General features: G+C 65.6%; 12 protein-coding genes. 5 read left to right on the top strand and 7 right to left on the bottom strand.

The window, feature by feature from the left end; translation table 11 throughout:
- From sufB to A6E15_RS11130, 3 genes are all read right to left on the bottom strand, one after another.
- Entirely contained in the window at nt 1–1,431 is a 1,431-nt protein-coding gene (sufB, locus tag A6E15_RS11120; RefSeq protein ID WP_076146220.1) for a Fe-S cluster assembly protein SufB, read from the bottom strand.
- 58 nt (nt 1,432–1,489) lie between these two features.
- Nucleotides 1,490–2,395: an ABC transporter ATP-binding protein gene (locus tag A6E15_RS11125; RefSeq protein WP_076146222.1), complete on the bottom strand. Its 906-nt coding sequence runs from the start codon at nt 2,393–2,395 to the stop codon at nt 1,490–1,492.
- Nucleotides 2,396–2,664: 269 nt separating this feature from the next.
- A complete protein-coding gene (locus tag A6E15_RS11130) occupies nt 2,665–5,394 on the bottom strand; it encodes a DNA-directed DNA polymerase (protein WP_076146223.1) in 2,730 nt (909 codons plus the stop codon).
- A gap of 204 nt (nt 5,395–5,598) precedes the next feature.
- On the opposite strand from A6E15_RS11130, the gene A6E15_RS11135 reads away from it, so the two are divergent.
- From A6E15_RS11135 to A6E15_RS11145, 3 genes are all read left to right on the top strand, one after another.
- Nucleotides 5,599–5,784: a DUF7331 family protein gene (locus tag A6E15_RS11135; protein WP_006649160.1), complete on the top strand. Its 186-nt coding sequence runs from the start codon at nt 5,599–5,601 to the stop codon at nt 5,782–5,784.
- Between the two features lie 132 nt (nt 5,785–5,916).
- Nucleotides 5,917–6,384, top strand: a complete 468-nt coding sequence (locus A6E15_RS11140) for a DUF7322 domain-containing protein (protein WP_175607245.1) — start codon at nt 5,917–5,919, stop codon at nt 6,382–6,384.
- Entirely contained in the window at nt 6,381–6,827 is a 447-nt protein-coding gene (locus A6E15_RS11145; protein WP_076146227.1) for a DUF7346 family protein, read from the top strand. Before A6E15_RS11140 ends, A6E15_RS11145 begins: the two co-directional genes overlap by 4 nt.
- 19 nt (nt 6,828–6,846) lie before the next feature.
- On the opposite strand, the gene rad50 is transcribed toward A6E15_RS11145, so the two are convergent.
- The 3 genes from rad50 to A6E15_RS11160 all read right to left on the bottom strand — a co-directional run bounded on the left by rad50 (nt 6,847) and on the right by A6E15_RS11160 (nt 11,273).
- Nucleotides 6,847–9,534: a DNA double-strand break repair ATPase Rad50 gene (gene rad50 / locus A6E15_RS11150; protein WP_076146229.1), complete on the bottom strand. Its 2,688-nt coding sequence runs from the start codon at nt 9,532–9,534 to the stop codon at nt 6,847–6,849.
- Nucleotides 9,531–10,838: a DNA double-strand break repair protein Mre11 gene (mre11, locus tag A6E15_RS11155; RefSeq protein ID WP_076146230.1), complete on the bottom strand. Its 1,308-nt coding sequence runs from the start codon at nt 10,836–10,838 to the stop codon at nt 9,531–9,533. Before mre11 ends, rad50 begins: the two co-directional genes overlap by 4 nt.
- Nucleotides 10,839–11,003: 165 nt before the next feature.
- Entirely contained in the window at nt 11,004–11,273 is a 270-nt protein-coding gene (locus tag A6E15_RS11160) for a MarR family transcriptional regulator (protein ID WP_076146232.1), read from the bottom strand.
- Nucleotides 11,274–11,398: 125 nt separating this feature from the next.
- On the opposite strand from A6E15_RS11160, the gene pan1 reads away from it, so the two are divergent.
- Complete coding sequence (gene pan1, locus A6E15_RS11165) at nt 11,399–12,616, top strand: proteasome-activating nucleotidase Pan1 (protein ID WP_076146234.1); 1,218 nt, start codon at nt 11,399–11,401, stop codon at nt 12,614–12,616.
- Nucleotides 12,617–13,085: 469 nt separating this feature from the next.
- Here the strand turns inward: pan1 and A6E15_RS11170 are convergent, their stop codons facing one another.
- Complete coding sequence (locus tag A6E15_RS11170) at nt 13,086–14,150, bottom strand: polyprenyl synthetase family protein (RefSeq protein ID WP_076146235.1); 1,065 nt, start codon at nt 14,148–14,150, stop codon at nt 13,086–13,088.
- 138 nt (nt 14,151–14,288) lie between these two features.
- Between A6E15_RS11170 and A6E15_RS11175 the strand changes: the two genes are divergently transcribed.
- Nucleotides 14,289–15,599, top strand: a complete 1,311-nt coding sequence (locus A6E15_RS11175) for a M28 family peptidase (protein WP_076146237.1) — start codon at nt 14,289–14,291, stop codon at nt 15,597–15,599.
- Nucleotides 15,600–15,622: the final 23 nt, after the last annotated feature.

Here is a 15,622-nt window from a genome sequence, read left to right on the forward strand (position 1 = left end):
TTATCCGAGGCTTCCCTCCATCTCGAGTTCGATGAGGCGGTTGAGTTCGACCGCGTACTCGATCGGCAGTTCCTCCGTGATCGGCTCGATGAAGCCGGCGACGATCATCTTCTTGGCGTCGTCGTCGTCCAGTCCGCGGGACTGGAGGTAGAAGATGTCCTCGTCACCGATCTTGCCGACGGTCGCCTCGTGGGCGACGTCGACCTTCGACTCCTCGATCTCCATGTAGGGCATGGTGTCCGAGGTGGACTCGTTGTCGAACATCAGGGCGTCACACTCGACGGCGGTCGAGGAGTTCTCGGCGCCGTCGGCGATGTGGACGAGACCGCGGTAGTTGGTGCGGCCGCCGTCCTTGGAGATCGACTTGGACTCGATGGTCGAACTCGTGTCGGGCGCGTTGTGGTAGACCTTCGCGCCGGTGTCGATGTCCTGACCCTCGCCCGCGAAGGCGATGGTGATGTGGGTGTCCGTCGAGCCGCGACCCTTGAGGATCGTACACGGGTAGAGCATGGTCGCTTTCGATCCCATGCTGCCCGAGACCCACTCCATCGTGCCGTTTGCCTCGCAGATGGCGCGCTTGGTGTTGAGGTTGAACGTGTTCTTCGACCAGTTCTGGACCGTCGAGTACTGGACGTGGGCGTCCTCGCCGACGAAGACTTCCACTCCCCCGCTGTGGAGGTTGTGGGTGCCGTACTTCGGCGCGGAACAGCCCTCGATGTAGTGGACCTCCGAGCCCTCCTCGGCGATGATGAGGGTGTGCTCGAACTGGCCCATCCCTTCCGAGTTCATCCGGAAGTAGGCCTGGACGGGCATCTCGACGGTGACGCCCTCGGGAACGTAGACGAACGACCCGCCGGACCAGACGGCCCCGTGAAGCGCCGCGAACTTGTTGTCGCTCGGCGGCACGCAGGTCGTCATGAAGTGTTCCTTGACGAGTTCGGGGTGTTCCTGGACGGCCTTGTCCATGTTACAGAAGATCACACCCTTTTCCTCCCACTGTTCTTGCATGTTCTGGTAGACGACCTCGGACTCGTACTGGGCACCGACGCCCGAGAGGGCGTTCTTCTCGGCTTCCGGAATGCCCAGCTTGTCGAAGGTGTCTTTGATCTCGTCGGGCAGTTCCGTCCAGTCGTCGACGCCTTCGCGCTTGTCGACGTCAGGGCGGATGTAGGGAATGATCTCTTCGACGTCCAGTTCGGAGAGGTCGGGCATGCCGGGCCAGCCCGAGGGCATCGGCATGTTCTGGTACTGCTCGAGGGCGCGCAGGCGGCGCTCGAGCATCCAGTCGGGCTCGTCTTTGTCCTCGGAGATCATCCGGATGATCTCCTCGGTCAGGCCCTTGTCGGATTTGACCGCGGCGTTCTCCTCTTTCTTGAACTCGAACCGGGCCTCGGTGTCTGTCTCTTGTAGGTGGTCTTGATCGGAACTCATTGGTTTGTAGTTGTGTTTACGGCTGTAGCGTTATTACGGTTGTTCTAGTCGAATCCGGTTACGCAGTGCCGTAGACGTCCTCTCGGACCCAGTCGTACCCCTTGTCCTCGAGTTTCTCGGCGAGTTCGGGACCGCCGCTCTTGGCGATCTGGCCGTCGAGCATCACGTGGACGTGATCCGGCTCGACGTAGTCGAGGATGCGCTGGTAGTGGGTGATCTGCAGGATGCCGGTGCCCTGCTCGTCCCGCAGGGCGTTGATCCCGCTGGAGACGTCCTGCAGGCGGTCGATGTCGAGCCCGGAGTCGATCTCGTCGAGGACGGCGACCGAGGGCTCGAGGATGGCGGCCTGTAGCACTTCGTTTTGCTTCTTCTCGCCGCCGGAGAAGCCGGCGTTGAGATAGCGCTGGGCGAACTTCTCGTCCATATCCAACTGCTCCATCTTCTCCTGGAGGATCCCCTGAAACTCGGCGACGCCGACCTCGCCCTCGTCCGCGGGACCTTCCATCGGCGACGATTCGAAGCCGTCGTCTTCCTCCTCGGCTTCGTCTTCCTCGTCCTCGAAGAGTTCCTCGCGCTCCTCGATCTTGGCGTTCAGCGCCGTTCGGAGGAAGTTCGTCATCGTGACGCCCTCGATCTCGGCCGGATACTGGAAGCCGAGGAAGATACCGAGCGCGGCACGCTCGTTGGGCTCGAGGTCGAGCAGGTTCCAGGTGCGCTGGTCCTCGTCGATCTCGATGTCCTCGCCGAACTCGTCGTCCTCGAGGTGGAGGAGAACCTCGCCCTCGGTGACCTCGTAGGCGGGGTGTCCGGCGATGACCTTCGCGGTCGTCGACTTCCCGGAGCCGTTCGGGCCCATCAGGGCGTGGATCTCGCCCGACTGGACCTCGAGGTCGACCCCCTCGAGAATCTGCTCGTCGCCCTCCGCTACTTCCGCGTGCAGGTTGGATAGTTCGAGACGTGCCATAGTACTCTGTCACTCGAACGGTGGGTCGTATGACTGATAACGGTTTCGTATCCAATTGGATACGGTCCGTCATTAGCAAAATATGTTCCCCATTCCAAAACCAGCCTTTGGGTAGGTGGAGAAATACCGCCGGACGACCCCCGATCGCCGGTGGGATCGGTGGGCCACGAGACCGGCTCGAGGGGCCGTTTCGACCCCGAAGACGGCGGTGTAACTCGTCGGAACAGTAGCGAACGGAAGCGACGAACGGGCTCGAGACGATCCGCGCGCTACATAAAGGAGTCCAGGCCTTTCTGCTCCTGCCCGCTTTTGACTTCGTCCCAGGAGACGTCGAGCGCCTCGAGGATGCGCTCGATCGGCCCCTGCAGGGTCTTCTCGAGCATCTTCTCGTAGTCGACCTCGAACTCGTCGGGGATCTGGTCCTCGTACTCGAAACAGATCACGTCGGGGTCGCGCTTGAACGCGCCGTAGAGCGGGTCGGTGCGGGCGTCGAACCCTTCTTTCTCCTCGAGTCGCTCGAAGAACGAGGGATCGACCCGCTCGAGGTAGAGTCGCTTGGGCTTGCTGCCCCGCTGGAAGTTGGTGCCGAGCAGGAGGTTGGCGTACTTCGCGCCCCGCACCTGGGCCGTGTCGGTGTCGTAGTTGTCGAGTCGCTTCCCGATCCCGCCGGGGATGGCGATCTCCTCGAGGGAGATCTCGCCCGCCAGCACGTCCTCGATGACGCCGTTGACGTACTCCTTGGCGCCCTCGATGTCGCCCTCGCGGACGATCATCTCGATGACGCGGTGCTGGACCTCCTTGGTGATCGGCGCGATATCGGACCGCTGGTACTCGAAGCCGACGATGTCGACGTCGTCGACGTCTTTGCCCTCCTTCCAGGTGATGTGGCCCGCGTAGCGTTTCTTCTTGCCCGCCTGGAAGAACCGCCGGTAGAGCTTCTCGAACTCGATCTGGAACCGGTGTTCCTCGGCGTTCAGGTCGTCTTTCGCGAAGTCGTCGTAGCGACCGTTGATGTACTCCTCGATGCGGAAGGAGTCCTCGAGCGCGTCCGCTTTCGGAACGTCGGGACCCAGCTCGAGCATGACTGAGTCGGTATCCCCATACGTAACTTGATAATCGAGTTCGTTTGCGGCCGTGTCCGTGAACTCGATGACTTCGCGGCCAGTAGCCGTGATCGCGGATGCCGCTTCTTTGTCGTAGAGGCGAAACTGTTCCCATCCCGACACTCCGTAAAGCGAGTTCATGATGACCTTCACCGCGCCCTGCTGGCGGTCGTACTGCTCGTATTCCGGCGAGCCGGGTTCGTGCTGGTCTCGTAGTTCCTTTTTCTCCTCGCGCTCGGCGAGCAGTTCCGTGATCATCTCGCGGTTGACGCCGTCGGGTTCCTTCCGGAAGTGGGTCCCCGTCGGCGCCTCGTAGGTCTCCCCGTCGTACTCGTCGGGGTCGACTTTCGTCTCGGGGGAGGCGTTGATCGTCGTCATACACATCGGGTACAGCGACTTCAGGTCCAGCACGGTGACGTTTTCCTTGACGCCCGTGATCGGCTCGAACACCGCGCCGCCCTCGTACTCCTCGCCGGCCTCCTGCTGGCCCTTCGAGGGCAGGGCGAAACGGCCGTGGGCCTCGTGGAGGACGTACATGTCGACCGCGTCGCCCGGCGTCGGAGCGTCCTCGAGTTTGCAGCCGACGAACGAGCGCACCTCGTCCCAGAAGGGGATGATCTCCTGCTGGCGGTCGAGTTCCACACAGAGTTCGACGTCCCGGAGGTTGTACTCGAGTAGCTGCGTGGGGTCGCCCTCCCAGAGGTCGCCGATGTCGCCGGCGTACCGTTCCTTGCCGACGCCGAGTTCTTCCTCCCCGACGGCGTCGAGCCGGTACGAGTCCAGTTCGGAGAAGACCATCCGCTGGTAGCCATAGAGCAGGTCGAAGACGACGCGACCCTTGATGTCCGGGCCGCCCCAGTTGCTGCGCCAGACCTCGTCGACCCGCGAGAGGCGGTCGATCGAGAGGTCGTACTCGTGGTGGGGACCGTCGAGTTCCTCGAGGCGATCGAGCAAATAGGGAGCGTCAAAGTCCTCGAAGTTCCACCCCGTGAGGACGTCGGGATCGGTCTCGTCGACGTACTCGATAAAGGCCTCGAGCATGGCCTCCTCTTCCTCGAAGCTCCGTACTTCGTGGTCGATCTCTCCCTCGATCGGATCGTAGTCGTCGATCTCGGTCGGAATCTCGCCGTCGCCGATCGGGGCCTCGTAGAGCCACATGACGTACTCGTCGCGATAGGAGTCGTGGCTGGTGAGACAGACGATCGGCTCCTCGCCGTCCTCGGGAAAGCCCGACCGATCGTCGACCTCGATGTCGAAGGTGTTGACGCGGGGGTCGGCGTCGACGTCGACCGGTTCGACCTCGTCGTGGGGGACGACCAGCGAGTCGTCCTCGGCCCGTCGCTCGGGCACCCGCATTCCGCTGCGGAGGTCCTTGTCGATCAGAAAGCGGTTCGGGAACAGGATGTCGGCTTCGTAGTGTTCGAAGTCGTCGCGGACCTGCCCGACGTCGCGGGGGGTCTGGCCGAAAATTTTGGTGAGTCTCTCCCCCCGGATGCTCTCGTAGGGCTCGCCGTCGTGGTCGTCCTCGCGGCTGCCGGTCAGTCGGTCGTACTCCTCTTCCGGCGGTCGCTCGAGGCTCTCCGTCGGCGCGTAGAAGTAGGGTTTGAACCCGACGATCTGGACGTGTTCGAGCTCGCCGTCGGGCGTGCGCCCGAACACGTGCATGATGGGTCGTTCCTCGTCGCCGTAGCCGACGATGGTGTAGTCGACCTGCATCACGGCGAGTTCGAGTTCGCCCTCGGGTTCGGGGAGGGTTTCCTCGACGACGTCGATCACCTCCGCGGCGTCGCGTCCGCCGTTGCCGGCGACGGCGACGGCCTCTTCCTCCGGCCGGTCGTCGGCTGCCTCGGAGTCACCGCCGAACTCCGCGAGTCCGGTCTGGCCCGCCTCAGTCATGGTACCCCGGTTGGCAGTCGCCGGATAAAAACCCCTGCAATCCCCGCCCGCGAGGGGCTCGCGGGCGGGTCGTTCGGAAGCGGTCGGCCGCAGTAAGTAGTCACACGCAGGGCGCAGTCCTGCCCGGACAGCGAGACGACGTTCGGGAGAACACTTGCGGAGGCAACAAGACATATAACGTGGTAACACTTAGCATATGTTCAGGTGATCGATGTGTCCACCTACCTAAACGACGACGCGACGGACCGGCGCGAACCGAGTAGCCAGCCGGCGGGGACCGCGACCATCGAGTCCTACGAGACCGAGGACGGCGTCGTCTTCTATGACGCCGAGAACCCGCTCGCCTGGGTGGAAACCTCCCGGACGCTCACCCTCGAGGAACTGGCCTGATACGGTCTGTTGTAACGAGTTCCCCGGCGTAACCGCGACCCCCTTGCGGTTGCACCGGAACTGACTTACGACGGACCGTATGAACCGGCCGCGAAGAGAACGTTTTTCCTTCCAGTGCCCGACGATCCGCCTGTGGTCTTTGACCGGACCGAGAACGAGCCCGACGAGTGGGACCCCGAAGAGGAGTACTACGACCCCGACAGCGACGGGTTGACCATCCCACAGGTGTCGGGAGACGACGGTCCGGGCGATCTCGACGACCTCTCGAGCGCGATCGAATCGCCGGAAGTCGAGGTGAACGACGCGGACGTGCCGGCCGACCTCCTCCAGACCTTCTGGGCACTCGTATTGGTTCTCAACGCCGCCGTCTTGGCCGTCTCACTGGGTCTGTTGATTCTCCTGTTCGAAGGGTACTCGACCCGCGTGCCCGCGCTGGTAGTCGCCGGCGTCGTGTTGTTCGGGTTCGCCGTGCGACGGTACAGACGGTTCCAAGCGGACGATCCCGACGCCGAACCGCGACCGGAATCCGACGACGGGGCCGAAACTACTTCAGGATCGGTGGCCCAAGAGCAGTCACCGAACCGAGACGAGCCTTCATGAACACAGTCGAGGACGACACCGGAAAGCGGTACCTGCTTCGCAAACGCTCCGAGGACGCGAGTCTGGTCCGCGATCCAGAAACCGGCAACGAGTGTTACATCCGAAACGACCGCCTCGAGGCCGTCGACCAAACGGCCCTCGAGACGGCGGCTCGGAGCGTCCCGGACCCCGTTCTGACCCTCCTGACGAGCGTTCACGACGCGGAGACGCTCGGCCTCCTCGTCGAACTCGCCGAGCGGGGGCCGCTCGGGGTCCGGACCCTGCTCGACGCCTACGACTTCTGTGAGAGCGATCTGCACGGCCGCCTGACGGTCCTCTCGGCTGCCGGCCTGCTCGAGGAGGCCGAGATCGCAGGAGAGCGCGGGTATCGAGTGACCGAAGACTGCGAGACGGCACTCGAGGCGATCAGACCGACCGTCGACTCGACGACCGACGCGGACTGAGCGACGTCCCGAGGCGTCGTCAGTCCGATGCGAGCAGTTCCGACTCGGGCGGCTCGCCGCGCTGGAGTCGCGAGCGGTTCGACGTGGCGTCTTTCTCGACGCGGACCAGCGAGTCGGCCGCGCCGACCAGTTCCTCGTCGTGGCTGACGACGACGATCTGTTCGACGCCGAAGTCGTTGCGCATCGACTCGATCAGCGAGACCAGTTGCGTCACGTGGCCCGAGTCGAGAAAGACCGTCGGCTCGTCGAGGATCAGTGGCGGCATCGGTGCCGCCCCCTCGACGCCCTCAGCGAGTAGCCGGTAGATCGCACACCGCAGGCTGAGGTTGAACAGCGCCCGTTCGCCGCCCGAGAGCTGTTCGGGCTCTAAGGCCTCGCCGTCCTTCTGATAGACGGTCAGTCGGTAGTCGCCGTCCAGATCGATCGCGGCGTAGGAGTCGTTCTGGTAGACCAGCTCGAAGGTCTCGTTGAGCAACCGCTCTAAGGTCTCGACGTTGCGCTGGCGCAACTCCGCGCGTAACTCGCCGTAGGTGGTCTGGAGCGTCTCGGCCTCGTCGTACAGCGATTCGAGGTGCTCGCACCGTTCCTCGACGGTCTCGAGGCGCCCGCGCAGCCGGTCGAGTTCCTCGAGTTTTTCTTCGACGCCGCCGATCTGTCCCTGAACCGCGTCGCGGTCGGCCTCGAGGTCCGTGAGTTTCTCGTCGACCCGTTCGATGTAGGCCGCGGCATTCTCCTCGTCTTCCCGGGCCGTTTCGACGCGGTCCTCGTCGAACTCGGACTCCAGTTCGCGCTTTCGCTCGCGCTTTTCCGAGAGGGTCTCACGGCGCTCCTCGTTCATCTCGGCCCAGTCCTGCCGACGCTCGCGCAGCCGTTCGATCTCGTCGGCGAGGGCGGCCCGCTCGTCCGCGATTTCGGCGGCGCGCTCGAGCGTCTCGATCTCCGCCGTGATCTCGCCGCGTTCGGCGTTTAGCTCGCCGAGTGCGCTCCGCGCGTCGGCGACCTCGGCCTCGCGCTCCTCGGCGGCGGCCCGCTTTTCCTCGGCCTCGGCCGCGAGGTCGTCGGCCTCCTCACACAGCGCGTCGCGCTGGTCGCGTCGGTCCGCAAGCGCCTCGCGTTTCTCCGCGAGCAACTGCGAGACGTTCTCGCGGTTGTCCTCGAGTCGCTCGACCTCCCGTTCGGCCTCGCACAGCGTTTCCGCGCGCTCGAGTCGCTCGTCGAGGGCGTCGCGTTCGGCCGTGAGTTCCTCGCGCCTGTCCTCGAGGTCGGCGAGTTCCGTCCGTTTGTCCTCGAGGACGTCGACGTGGGGCGAGTCCTCGACGGGCTGGCCGCACTCGGGGCACTTGCCCTCTTCGAGCAGCCGTTCGCTCTCCTCGATTGCGTTTTCCGCGGCCCGGATATCGGCGGTGACGTCGTTGATTGCCGCGGTCAGTTCCTCGCGGTCGGCCTCGAGGTCGGCGAGGTGGGCCTCGGCCTCGCCGAACGCGATCGGGGCGTCGTCGAACCGGTCGCGGGCGGCCTCTAGATCGTCGGCGAGAGCGTCGAGTTTCGCCTCGCGGTCCGCGATCGCCTCCTCGTCGGCCTCGATCCGCTCGGCGAGTTCGGCCGCCTCATCCCGGGCCGACTCGGCCTCGGCCTCGAGGTCGTCGGCCGCCTCGCGGAGGCGTTCGACTTCTTCGGTCCCGGTCTCGATCGCCACCGTCACCTCCTGCAGTTCGTCCCCGAGGACCTCGTCTCGTGCCTCGAGGTCCGCGATGCGGTCCCGGACATCGGCCTCGTCCGGGTCGGCCGCCTCGAGGTCGACGTCCGCGAGCAGGGCCGCGCGCTCGTCGGCCAGCGCATCGCGGCGCTCCCGACGCTCGCCGATCTCGTCGCTGGCGTCCTCGCGGTCGCGCTCGGTCTCTTCGATCTTCGCCCGTAGCTCCTCGAGTTCGCTCTCGAGGGCCGCGATCTCCTCGCGGGTCTCCTCGTGGCGCTCGAGGACCTCCCTGGCGGTCTCTAGGGTTTCCGCGGCCTGCTCGCGCTGGGTCTCGTAGTTGTCGATCTCCTCGGTGAGTTCGGCCCGGCGCGATTCGAGGTCGTTCAACCGGTCGTGGAGGTCCCGTGATTCCTTCTCCGCGACCTGCGTTTCGAGGTCCTCGAGGACCTCCCGCTGACCGTCAAGCACCGTCTTGACGCCGAGTCGGGCCTCGCTGGCCCGTTCGCGGTAGTCCTCGAGCGCGCCCAGTTGGAGGAGGTCGTCGATCATGTCCTGGCGATCGCTCGGCGAGGCGTGGATGAGCTTGTTGACCTCGCCCTGGCGGACGTACGCGCAGTTGACGAACGCCTCGGCGTCCATCCGCAGGAGTTCCGTGACCTCGCGGCGCACGTCGCGGGCCCCCTCGATCGTCTCCGTCGGCGTCTCGAGGACGCACTTCGTCGTGGTCGCGCGGTCGCCGCGCAGTTTGAGTCGGCGTTCGACGCGGTATTCGCGACCGTCGTGGGTGAACCAGAGTTCGACTTCGGCCTCCTCCTCGCCGGTCGTGATCACGTCGTCTAAGGTGCGATCGTCCAGGGCCTTCGAGCCGTAGAGCGCGAAGAAGACGGCCTCGAGCAACGTCGATTTCCCGCTGCCGTTGACGCCGTGGACGACGGTGACGCCGCGCTCGAGTGTCAGGTCGGCGTCGCCGTAGCACTTGAAGTTCAGCAGGCGGACGCGATCGGCCTTCACGCGAAATCACCCAGCGAGGCGGCGTCGGCGTCAGCGTCGACTGCGTCCTCGGCGTCGCCCTCGGATTCGTCGGTGGTCGTCCCGCCGTCACCGTCCGGTTCGGCCTCGCTCGAGTCGCCCCCCTCGGCCCCGAGTTCGTCGGCGACCGTCGTCACGTCGTCGTCCGCGGGTTCCCGGTCGGGCGCGGGCTCGAGCGCCGACGCATCCTCCTCGAGCAGGTCCCGGACCCGGCGTTCGACGCGCTCGCGGACGTTCGCGTCGGCGAGGTCGTCGGTCCGAACGGTCTCGTCGATCTCGCGGGCGGCGTCGCTCAGCCCCAGTTCGCGCACCCGTTCGCGGACGGCGGCGTCGGGGTCGGCGAAACTCACCGAAACGTCCTCGTCCTCGTCGGGTAGTTCCCGGCGGTCGTTGACCCGGGCGACCAGGGCCCCGCGGTCGATCGCGAGCTCCTCGATCGCGGCGGGCGTGATCGGCCGGCCCTCGCCCTCGACGGTAACGATGACGACCGCGTCCGCGAGATCGTGCTGACGGACCCGCTCCTGGACGCGGTCGACGCCCTCGCCCTCGGCGAGGTCTACGTCGACGAAGACGAACTCGCGGGTGTCGGGCAGGCCGCGGCGGCTGATCGCGACCGCGTCGTCGAAGTCCACGAGGTTGTAGCCCCGGTCCGCGCGCTCGCTGGCGCTCGCCCGCTCGGTCGACCCGCAGTAGGTGACCCAGGTGTCACGGACCTCGGCGGTGTCGGGCGTGTGGTTGTCACCCAGCAGGACGGCGTCGAAGTCGACCGTCGACTCGTCGAGGACGGTCTCGGTGTCCCAGTCCGCGTGCGCGAAGGGTTCGAAGAGGCCGTGGCTCACGAGGGCGGCGTGGTCGGCCCCCGCGGGGACGGGGTCGAACTGGTACTCGAGGTCCTCGCGCCGGGACCGGGGGACGAAGTCCAGCCCGTAGACGGCGACGTCGTCGACGACGACCGGCTCGGCACCGAGCCGCGTCGCGAGGCCGAGGTCGGCGAAGAGATCGAGCCACTGGGCGTCGCGTTTCGACTCGTGGTTGCCGACGACGGCCAGAAAGGGAATCCCGGCGTCCGAGAGCGTCCGGAGGATATCGACGGTGCCCTGCAGATCGACGAGGCTCGGCCGGCGGTCGTGAAAGAGGTCGCCGGCGTGGATCACCGCGTCGACGTCGTCGGCGACGGCGTCCTCGACGACCGAGCGGAAGGCCTCGAGGAAGTCCCGTCGTCGCTCGGGCGAGTTGTACTGCTGGTACCCGATGTGGGTATCGCCCGTATGGATAACCCGCGTCATTGGCCAGTCGTTGGCGAGCCGACCCTAAATGGGTTCTGTAACCGAAGTGAAAGTGAGGTCGACAGGTCACGCGGGACGACGAACGCCCCACTGCTCACTGCACGAGGATCGCGACCGATCCGAAAAACGGAGCCGAGTAGAATCGCTCGAGGAAGGGTCGGACCGTTACGACTGAATGTCGAGGCTGTACAGGCGCTTGCGAGCGTCGGAAAACGAGAATCGCGAGTCGATGACGTTCGCCTCGTCGAGCCGGTTCAGGGCGTACCGAACCGTCCGCGAGGGCAACAGCGTCTCGTCGGCGAGCTGTTGCTGGGTCATCGTGTCGTTGTACTCGAGGACCTTCGCGACGAGTTTCGCGCTCGGGGGCAGATCCCGGACGTCGTCCCACGTTCCGCGCTCGCTGGTCTCCTGTCGAAGCGGCTCTGAAGCACTCATCTTACCCCTCCATTTCGGATACGGGATAATAATATTTTCTATCGCATTTAATGCCTATCAGTTATGGCACGAGTTGAGTACACCTACCCGAAGTCTCTTAAGAACCAGCACCCAAAAGACGGGTGATGAGCGACACCGTGGACGACGTCGACCTCCCATACGACGAGGACGAGGCGTCCCAACAGGAGAAAATCCAGGCGCTCGAGGAACGGCTGGAGATCCTCGAGACACAAAACGAGGAGATGCGGGACAAGCTCCTCGATGCCAACGCCGAGAACAACAAGTACCAGCAGAAACTCGAGCGGCTCACACACGAGAACAAGAAGCTCAAGCAGTCCCCGCTGTTCGTCGCTACCGTCCAGGAAGTCACGGACGAGGGCGTCATCATCAAACAGCACGGGAACAACCAGGAGGCCCTGACCGAGGTCACCGACGAGATGCGCGACGACCTCGAACCCGACGCCCGGGTCGCGGTCAACAACTCGCTGTCTATCGTCAAGCCGCTCTCGAACGAGACCGACGTCCGCGCCCGCGTGATGGAAGTCACCGAGAGCCCGGAGGTCAGCTACGAGGACATCGGCGGCCTCGAGGAGCAGATGCAGGAGGTCCGGGAGACCGTCGAGATGCCCCTCGAGAAGCCCGAGATGTTCGACGACGTGGGCATCGACCCACCCAGCGGCGTTCTCCTCTACGGGCCGCCGGGAACGGGCAAGACGATGCTCGCGAAGGCCGTCGCCAACCAGACCGACGCCACCTTCATCAAGATGGCCGGCTCGGAGCTGGTCCACAAGTTCATCGGCGAAGGCGCGAAGCTGGTCCGTGATCTCTTCGACGTCGCCCGCGAACACGAGCCCGCAGTTATCTTCATCGACGAGATCGACGCCATCGCCGCCAAGCGAACGGAGTCGAAGACCTCCGGCGACGCCGAGGTCCAGCGGACGATGATGCAACTACTCTCGGAGATGGACGGCTTCGAGGAGCGGGGCGAGATCCGGATCATCGCCGCGACCAACCGCTTCGACATGCTCGACCGCGCCATCCTCCGGCCCGGCCGGTTCGACCGCCTGATCGAGGTCCCGAAACCGAACACCGAGGGCCGCGAGATCATCTTCGAGATCCACACCCGCGGGATGAACGTCTCCGACGACGTCGAGTTCGCCGAGCTAGCGGCCGACGCCGAGGACGCCTCCGGTGCCGACATCAAGGCCGTCTGTACCGAGGCCGGCATGTTCGCCATCCGCGACGATCGCACCGAGATCCGGATGGAGGACTTCCGCAACGCCTGGGAGAAGGTGCAAGCCGAGTCCGACGAGACCGAAGACGTCTCGAAGACCTTCGCCTGATACGGGTTGCTGTCCGATTTTCGGTGAACCGAGGGCGGTCGTGGTCCCACCGACAGTGATAGACGGGAGCCCGTCTGAGACAGCGTCGGGAGGTCGGTACCGCTTTCTACTGGGTTCGATTTACGGACCGACGAGCGGCTCGCTCAGTACGGTCCCGCTCGAGGGGCAAGCGGGACCACAAAGCATATTTCCCCCAACGCCAACCCGTCGAGCAGGACGGTGGACAGCGGGTAGGGGTACTCGCAGTTTCTGTCCACCGGTTTATCACACCCTCGAGCGCCGGCAGCGCCTCTCGACGGCCACCGTCGGGACCCACGAGGGGAGTGCAGCGACGGGCCGGGGACGGTATCTCAGCGTCTCGTCCGAAGCAGTCGCCCGTTTCGTCCGGCGCTCGTCGGAGTGCCGTTGTCGTTTCCGTCGCAACCGCAGGACGTGGCGATTGGGCGGATAAATCGGTACAGCAGTCCGCCTACTCGTCGCGTTCGATGACGAACTCGGTGAACTCCTCGAGCTTTCGGGCCGTCTCGTCGTCGAAGCCGAGACCGTCGATCTCGGCGCGGGCCTGAGCCGCCAGATCGAGGGCGCGCTCGCGGGCGTACTCGATGCTGCCGGCGTCGGCGAGGATCTCGAGGGCTTCACTGACGTCGTCGTCGGTGCTGTCGTCGGCCGCGAGGATCGCCTGCAGTCGGTCGGCGCGCTCGGGGTCGCTCGCTTCGATCGCGTGAATGACCATGAGCGTCTTCTTGCCCTCGCGGATGTCGTTGCCGAACTCCTTGCCGAAGTCGCCGGCCCGGCCCAGCGAGTGTTCGACGTCCAAGATGTCGTCGCCGATCTGGAAGGCGACCGCGGTCAGTTCCGCGTACCGCGCGATCGCCGCCTCGACCTCGGGGGGCTGGTCGGCGAGGATCGCGGCCAGTCGCGCGACGATCCGCCCGAGACAGCCGGTTTTGCACGCGCACATCTCGAGGTACTCCTCGGTGCCGATCCGGACCTCGCGCTCGTTGTGCCAGCAGATGTCCATGCCCTGCCCGAGATGCGTGCGGTTGAGTTCTTCCATGAGCATCTCGTAGGCGGCAAGTTGCCGGTCCGCGGGGAGATCGGCCGGGTCGTTCGTGATGATCTTCAGCGGCAGGAAGTACATCGCGTTGCCGGCGTTGAGCGCGATGTCGCGGCCGTAGACGCGGTGGAGCGCCGGCTCCCCCCGGCGGATCGTCGCCCCGTCCTCGACGTCGTCGACGATGATCGTCCCGTTGTGCAGGATCTCCGGAATACAGGCGTAGGGAAGATACTCGGCGGGATCCTCACCGAACCCCTCCATGAAGACGAGAAAGAGGACCGCCCGCCAGCGTTTGCCGCCGCGGTCGAGCAGGTCCCACAGCGGCGTCGAGAGCGCTCGCTGGATACCCTCGGGATCGTACTCGTAGGTCGGCGGTCCGAAGTACGATTCGAGGTGGTCGGCGTCGATCTCCCGTGGGACCAACTCGGCGATGGCCTCGTCGATCGCCGGTCGCCAGTCGGCAAGCGTTTCCCGCATACGCGGTCCGAGAGGGAGCGGCCTAAAAAAGATTCGTAGTTCCGTGTGACTGAACTGTCATCAACGACGGAACGGTTCCAACCGCGGCCCGGCTCCGCGAGCGGAACCGTTACCCGGCCGTACCGTGACGTGTCGGGCATGTCCGAGTGGATCGGCAACGTCTTCGAGAGCGATGTCGGCTGGGACCACCTCGAGGCCCTCGTCGACGTGGGGAATCGCATGGCAGGCAGCGAGGGCGAACGCGAGGCCGCCGAACTGACCCGGGGCGCGCTGGCCGACGCCGGCGCGCGAAACGCCCGCCTCGAACCGTTCGAGATTCAGGGCTGGGAGCGGGAAAGCAGTGCGATCGAAGCGGGCGAGACGAGCCAGGACTGTATCGCCCTGCCGCGCAGCCCCGCGGACCGGGTCGACGCGCCGCTGGTCGATCTCGGCTACGGGCTGCCCGCCGACTTCGAGGCGGCCGACCTCGAGGGAACGATCGTCATGGTCCGCAGCGACGTGCCGGACTACTACGACCGATATCTCCACCGCCGGGAGAAGTACTTCCACGCGATCGAGAACGGCGCGGTCGGGTTCGTCTACCGCAACCACGTCGAGGGCTGTCTGCCGCCGACCGGCAGCGTCGGCTGGACGGACCAGCCGATCGGGCCGATTCCGGCCGTCGGCGTCTCGAGCGAGGTCGGCGCGCGTCTGGCCCGCCGGTTCGACGGCGACGAGATCGCGCTGTCGGTCGACGCCGATATCCACGCCGCCGAGAGTCGGAACGTCCGCGCCGAACTCGGGCCGGACACCGACGAGCGCGTCCTCGTGACCAGCCACGTCGACGCCCACGACATCGCGGAAGGAGCGATGGACAACGGGGCCGGGACGGCGATGGTGGTCGAACTCGCGAACGCCCTCGCGGCCCGGGAAGACGACCTCGAGACCCGCGTCGAGTTCGTCGCGTTCGGCGCGGAAGAGGTCGGACTGATCGGCTCCGGACGGCTCGCCGCGGCGGCCGATCGCAACGACATCAAAGCGGTCGTCAACAACGACGGCGTCGTCCGCGATCGGACGCTGTCGATCGTCACCCACGGGTTCGACGGGCTCCAGGCGGCCGCCAACGAGGTCGCGGACCGGTACGACCACCCGATCGAGACGGTCCCGACGCTCGGTCCCCACAGCGACCACTGGCCGTTCGTCAAGCAGGGCATCCCCGGCTGCCACGTGAAGGCGAAGTCAGACGGCCCCGGTCGGGGCTGGGGGCACACCTTCGCCGACACCATCGAGAAACTCGAGCCCCGAACCCTGCGCGAACAGGCGATCCTGCTGACCGCCTACGTCGTCGAACTCGCCCGCGAGGACCTGTCGGTCGAGCCCCGGGACGCGGACGCCCTCGCCGCCGATCTCGAGTCACAGGGGCTGGCCGAGGGGATGAAGGTCACCGGCGACTGGCCCTACGACGGGTAGCTGCCCCCGCAGTCGGATCGGAC

It is taken from the genome of Natrinema saccharevitans (assembly GCF_001953745.1).
Taxonomy (GTDB): domain Archaea; phylum Halobacteriota; class Halobacteria; order Halobacteriales; family Natrialbaceae; genus Natrinema; species Natrinema saccharevitans.